Source organism: Xanthomonas sp. LMG 12459 (genome assembly GCF_009192905.1).
In the GTDB taxonomy this organism is placed as follows: domain Bacteria; phylum Pseudomonadota; class Gammaproteobacteria; order Xanthomonadales; family Xanthomonadaceae; genus Xanthomonas_A; species Xanthomonas_A sontii.
In genome coordinates this window covers 67,978-74,208 of the sequence record NZ_NSGT01000080.1, presented here as the reverse complement: position 1 = coordinate 74,208, position 6,231 = coordinate 67,978, and the positions used below count along the sequence as shown (strand labels likewise).

6 protein-coding genes are annotated in these 6,231 nt (G+C 64.4%); 5 read left to right on the top strand and 1 reads right to left on the bottom strand.

The annotated features are described in order from the left end of the window. Window positions 1-122 precede the first annotated feature (122 nt). The gene (locus CEK65_RS16490; protein WP_255424538.1) at window positions 123-833 is read right to left on the bottom strand and encodes an FAD-binding oxidoreductase; all 711 of its coding nucleotides are present in this window, start codon (window positions 831-833) and stop codon (window positions 123-125) included. Window positions 834-970: 137 nt separating this feature from the next. On the opposite strand from CEK65_RS16490, the gene CEK65_RS16485 reads away from it, so the two are divergent. The 5 genes from CEK65_RS16485 (at window position 971) to CEK65_RS16465 (ending at window position 6,225) form a co-directional block, all read left to right on the top strand. Continuing rightward, a complete protein-coding gene (locus CEK65_RS16485; protein WP_152182381.1) occupies window positions 971-1,972 on the top strand; it encodes an ABC transporter ATP-binding protein in 1,002 nt (333 codons plus the stop codon). Between the two features lie 19 nt (window positions 1,973-1,991). Then, the gene (locus tag CEK65_RS16480; protein WP_152182380.1) at window positions 1,992-2,807 is read left to right on the top strand and encodes an ABC transporter permease; all 816 of its coding nucleotides are present in this window, start codon (window positions 1,992-1,994) and stop codon (window positions 2,805-2,807) included. 683 nt (window positions 2,808-3,490) lie between these two features. Further along, entirely contained in the window at window positions 3,491-3,766 is a 276-nt protein-coding gene (locus tag CEK65_RS16475; RefSeq protein ID WP_152182379.1) for a pilus assembly protein, read from the top strand. Between the two features lie 171 nt (window positions 3,767-3,937). Then, entirely contained in the window at window positions 3,938-5,431 is a 1,494-nt protein-coding gene (locus CEK65_RS16470) for a pilus assembly protein TadG-related protein (RefSeq protein WP_226980616.1), read from the top strand. Next, the gene (locus CEK65_RS16465) at window positions 5,428-6,225 is read left to right on the top strand and encodes a hypothetical protein (RefSeq protein ID WP_226980615.1); all 798 of its coding nucleotides are present in this window, start codon (window positions 5,428-5,430) and stop codon (window positions 6,223-6,225) included. Before CEK65_RS16470 ends, CEK65_RS16465 begins: the two co-directional genes overlap by 4 nt. Window positions 6,226-6,231: the final 6 nt, after the last annotated feature.

Below are 6,231 nucleotides of genomic sequence, written 5' to 3'. Positions count from 1 at the left end.
TACGGGCGCGAAGCGCGCTCGACGCTTCGGAAACACGCAGCTTCGCCCTGGACGGACCTGCAAGTGAAGCGGTCGCGGCTGAAGCCGCGCCTACGCGGGATGTCCGGCGCCGACAGCGGCCGTTACTTGCTGCTGACGTACTTCTCGCGGCGGATGTGCTGCACCGGCAGGCCAGCCTCCTTCAGCGCATCGAAGCAGGCATCGACCATGTTCGGATTGCCGCACAGGTAGGCGATGTCGCCTTCGGCCTGCGGCGCGAACTCTCCCAGGAACTGCTGCACGTAGCCATGCCGCACATCCGCATGCGGCGCCTCCGGCAGCTCGCGCGAGAAGCACGGCACGAAGCGGAAACCGGGATGCGCATCGGCGAAGGCGCGGAACTCGTCGCCGTACAGCAGTTCGGCCGGCGTGCGCGCGCCCAGCAGCAACACCACCTCCACGCCGCGCTCGGCCATCGCCGCTTCCAGCAGCGGCAGCATCGAGCGGTACGGCGTGACGCCGGTGCCGGTGGCGATCAGCAGATAGCGACGGTTGCTGTCGCCCGGCTGCAGGCAGAAACGTCCGTACGGTCCGCTGGCGCAGACCTGCCCGCCGATCTCCAGGCCTTCGAACAGCGCGGTGGCCGCGCCGCCGGCGACGAAGCTGACCGCGATCTCCACGGTGGCATCGGCCGGTTGTGCCGGATCGTGACGCGTGGCCAGCGAGTAGCTGCGCTTGGTCGCGGTGCCATCGGCATAGTGGAAGTGCACCTGCACGAACTGGCCGGGCACGAACGGCAGGGGTTGGCCGTCATCGCGGACGAAGCGGTAGTGGCCGACGGCCGGGGCCAGCATGTGGCGGTCGACCAGTTTCAGCGGGAATTGGGCAGGCACGGAGATGCAACAGTCTGTGGCCGGGGGCGACCCCACGAGGTCTTCTATAATAACGGCTGCACTTCTCCTGCGCCGTCGATGCGGCGCGAAGGCCCGCCTTGACTCCCGCACCTGCCCTTTCTCCCCAGACGCCGGCGCCCGCCCTGCGCGTGCGCGACCTGCGCAAGACCTACGACAACGGCGTGCAGGCCCTGCACGGCGTGTCGCTGGACGTCCTGCCCGGCGACTTCTTCGCCCTGCTCGGCCCCAACGGCGCCGGCAAGTCGACCCTGATCGGCATCATCAGTTCGCTGGTCAACCTCAGCGCCGGCCAGGTCGAGGTGTTCGGCACCGACCTGAGCAGCCAGCGCAGCGCGGCGATGCGCCTGATCGGCCTGGTGCCGCAGGAAATCAACTTCAACCTGTTCGAGCAGCCCTTCGACATCCTGGTCAACTACGCCGGCTTCTACGGCATGCCGCGCGCCGAGGCCGAGCGCCTGGCCGAAGTGGAACTCAAGCGCGCGCACCTGTGGGAAAAGGCCCAGGTGATGAGCCGCACCCTGTCCGGCGGCATGAAGCGGCGGCTGATGATCGCCCGCGCGATGATGACCCGGCCGCGCCTGCTGATCCTGGACGAACCCACCGCCGGCGTGGACATCGAGATCCGCCGCGACATGTGGCGCGTGCTGCGCGAGATCAACGCCGCCGGCACCACCATCATCCTCACCACGCACTACCTGGAGGAAGCGGAGAGCCTGTGCCGCAACCTGGCGATCATCGACCGCGGCCGCATCGTCGAGCAGGGCCCGATGCGCGCCCTGCTGGCCAAGCTGGACGTGGAAGGCTTCCTGCTGGACATCGACGGCGAGTTGCCGGCGCAGCTGCCGGTGATCGAGGGCACCACCCTGCTCGCCCAGGACGCGCACACACTGGACCTGGACATGCCGCGGGCGATGGACCTCAACCGCGTGTTCGCCGCACTGGGCGACGCCGGCATCCGCGTGCGCTCCATGCGCACCAAGAGCAATCGCCTGGAGGAACTGTTCGTGCGCCTCACCGGCGAGCACCGCGATGCCGCTGCGGCCACGACCGGCACGGCCACGCCGTCCGCCACTCCCTGATGCCCCCACGGCGACGACCATGACCACCCAGACCAATTCCACCCTTCCCGTTTCCGACGCCACGCCCGCCCAGCGCAACTGGGTCGCGCTGGGCACCATCGTGCGCCGCGAGGTCAAGCGCATCCTGCGCATCTGGGGCCAGACCCTGGTGCCGCCGGCGATCACCATGACCCTGTACTTCCTGATCTTCGGCGGGCTCATCGGCTCGCGCGTGGGCGACATGGGCGGCTACAGCTACATGCAGTTCATCGTTCCCGGCCTGGTGATGATGAGCGTGATCCAGAACAGCTACGGCAACATCAGCTCCAGCTTCTTCGGCGCCAAGTTCGGCCGCCACGTCGAAGAACTGCTGGTCAGCCCGATGCCCAACTGGGTGATCCTGTGGGGCTACGTCGCCGGCGCGGTGCTGCGCGGACTGATGGTCGGCGTGATCGTGCTGATCATCGCCATGTTCTTCACCCCGGTGCGCATCCCGCACCCGCTGGTGACCCTGACCACGGTGTTGCTGGGCGCGACCATCTTCTCCCTGGCCGGCTTCATCAACGCGGTCTACGCGAAGAAGTTCGACGACGTGGCGATCGTGCCGACCTTCATCCTCACCCCACTGACCTACCTGGGCGGCGTGTTCTACTCGGTCAAGCTGCTGCCCGGCTGGGCCGAGGCCGCCACCCACGCCAACCCGATCTTCTACATGGTCAACGCCTTCCGCTACGGCCTGCTCGGCAGCAGCGACGTACCGGTGTGGGTGGCCTACAGCCTGATGCTGGGCTTCGTCGCGGTGCTGGCGGCGCTGGCGCTGTGGCTGCTGCGGCGCGGGGTGGGGTTGCGGAGCTGACGCGCCAGCGTCCTGAGCGCCCCACCTTCCAGGCGGCTGACGCCACCCAAGGCACGACGCCAGGCGTCGTCGCCACAGAGAACATCTTGCGTCGCCCAAGGGCTGCGCCAATACGGCACGGCGAGGACGGCGCACAGCCTCTCGCCATCGGTGCCAGTGCCCGGTAGGCGAATCGACGCGGAGCGCATCCAGCCCTTGCGCCACGTCAGCAAGCACTGAGGAGCGTCGCATCCGGCATGCCGGGACCTGAGTGCACCGTGCCCCCAATCGCCGCGTCGCGGCGGATACACGCCGCGCCCCGGATTGCAGCCTGTGTCATCCACCGGAATACCCGCTACGCATCACATGCGAATCCGACGGCGCGCGCGGCGCGAGTCCACCGAATTCACAATTGTATTTTCCGTACGGGATCGCACGCGTCCAAAGTTTGACTCGATAATGTGATGTGAACCTAGGTAAGCGCCAATTTATTAACGCGAGTTTTCTTGTGCCGGCAATAAGCCGACGCTACAGTGCACACGTCCGCTACACACCATCTCTTTACTGGACGTAAAGCGCGGGCCGGAGACCAGCTTCGTCTCCGTGAACGACTTCAATTAATGAACCCATGTCGCCACACGTTGCCGCGGGGCACGCTTGTGTGTTGCCGGTGATTGGGCGATCGAGCCAAGGAGAGGAATCAGATGAAGATCCAACGCAAGCCCATCCGCTTCGGCCGCAAGCAGCAAGGCCAAGGCATGACCGAGTACATCATCATCGTGGCTCTGATCGCGATCGCGGCGATCGGCGTGTTCACGTTCTTCGGCGGTACGGTCCGCGCACAGGTCGCCGGTATGGCGCAGGAATTGTCCGGCAAGGACGCGGACCAGATGATCCAGCGCGCCGGTACGCGCGCAGACAAGGCCCAGGGCCAGGCCGACAAGGACAAGGGTATGGCCGCCTACAACGGCAACAAGTAACGCCCTTGCCACCATCTGCCCGGCCATGGGCAGATGGTGGCCTGCTGCCGATCTCTCGCCAGAAGCCGTACGCAGGCTTCTGCAAAGTAGCTAGCAACCCAATTCCATGGAATCCGCAGGGTCCGACGCGTGCGTCGTGCCTTTGGCGGGGTATTGCCCGAAGGAAGCCGCATGGTGATCATCGCCGCCAATCCCTCGACCACGATGGTCGCACCAGCGACATCCTGTGTCCGTTCCAGGATGCAGGGGCAAGCCATGCCGATGGTGCTGGTATTCCTGATGGTGCTGTGCGTGGGCCTGCTGGTGACCTTCAACACCGGGCAAGTGGTTAGCAAGAAGGTCGAACTCACCAATGCAGCCGATGCCGCAGCCTACAGCATCGCCGTCGAGCAGGCGCGCGCACGCAATTTCGCCGCCTATCTGAATCGTGGACGCGTCGCCAACGAAGTGGCGATCGCGCAGATCGTGAGCCTGAACTCCTGGCTGACCATGGCCCACTCGACGTCCGTCCACTTCGAAGAGTTCGTCGAGGCCGCCGAAATCGTGCTGTTCTGGATTCCTCCACTCAGCAGGGTGTTGGACGGCATCCGTCGCGCGATGAAGCAGATCAACACTGCGCTTAAGGGTGTCAGGAGCAGCTTTATGGCTTTTGCCGACGGACAAATGGTCATTCTCGATCAAACGCTCGACCAGTCCTATGCGACAGCAGCCAATTTTGCCCTCGCCGACTTCGCCTCGGAGGCCAACGTCTTCGCCATGGCCAGCAAAGTGGTGAAAGACAATGTTCCCGACGCCGACCTGACCTTGGTCGGCAAAGGCGTGCTGGCGAAGAATGTTATTTCCGCAGGTGACCAACTCCAGAGCTATACGCCTGGCAAGCGAAAGGGCCTGAACAGCACCAACGTTGGCGGCGAGCGCTACCGCAACGTGGTCATGGCGTCGCGCGACACTTTCACCCGCGCGCGTAACGGCACGGCGCTTGGCGTGTTCAACAACAATGGCGGCACCGACATGGTCGAATACGATCGCTGGTCGGCCGTGGATACATTCCAGTTCAAGCTCTTCTTCTTCGAGTTCCCGCTTGGCTGGGGAGGAACCCAGGCGGTGGGAAACCGCATGCCGAGGTTCTTCGCCGGCATGAATAATGGGCGAGGGTGGAAATCGCCGTACGACAACCATACCTATGAGGCCTACAACGGAATCACTCGCACCGACATCGCCGGAACGCTCATCGAAGGCGACCCCGCGGTCAAGGAAAGCTTCAACCGCAGCAAGGCGTTTCTAAACAATTACAAGGTCGGCCTGAGCCCGGAGTACCGGGACGTAAAGGCTGCCTACTCGCAGCAGCCAGACGGCGCAAACGCCGGACCGATTTACACCGTCGAGGTCGGCACCGATGTCGACAAGGCCCGCACCAGTTCCGCGCTGAAGATCGGGAGTGGACGCATGCAGCTCAAGGACCAAGCCCGCGGCAACCAGTTGCGTGCGATGGCCAGCGCGCAGGTCTATTTCAACCGACCCCACGAACTCGCTGCTTTTAGGCGCTCGGTCTGGGGTAAGGGCGACAGCAAGTTCGAGAAAGGCAGCATGTTCAGCCCCTACTGGCAGGCTCGCCTGGTGGAAACGCCCGACTCCGACCGCGCGCTCCTGGTGGCTGCTCCATGATGTTCAAGCTCAATCCATTCCGCATCATGGCGCTTTCTTGCGTGGCATCTCTGGCGTTTATCGGCGGCTGCAAGTCGCACGATGCGACCGAGGGCAGCACGGGCGAGGAATCTTCGTCTTCTGTCAGCGGTGTCAAGTCGCTGCCTGCCCTCCACGCGATACTGACCTGGGAGTCGCTTCTGGGAGGGGAGAATCTGCAGCGCAAGAACTATCAGGCGAAGCTGGATGCCTGCCGTGGCTCGGGCATGCCGACCCGCGCGCTTTCGCCACAGGAGGAAGCCAAGCTGGGAACGGGCGAAATCGAGATCATGATCGATGCGCACCGCCAGTTCGCTCACCAAGTCAGCTGGACACTGGGTGCCGACGGCGACAGCGGACAGACAGCATGCCTGATCAAGCTTGAGGAACACACGGACAAAGATACCGTCGAAGACGCCGACGGCATGTACATGGCGATTGACAGCAGCACACGTGCCCAGGACCGCCAGACCTTTCAGGCCGCCGGCTGGACACTGACGGGCGAAGGCCAGGTCAAGGGCCAACCCTGCACTCGCTGGCAGAACGGCAAGCAGGAGGTCTGCATGTGGTCTGGTGGAAGCAAGTGGGGCTTTTCCGAATCGCCCGCCGATGCAGCCGGCTGCACGATAGACGCCGTGGGCGTCTACCTACAGGCCATTCCGCTGGAGGCCAAGCCGCTACGGGGCGGCAACGGTTGCGTGCTGCAGGTCAAGTCATTCAGCCTCGGCAGCGGTCTGATTCCTTCCAACGTGGCGGGTGGGAAGGAAGAAAACTAGGAGACG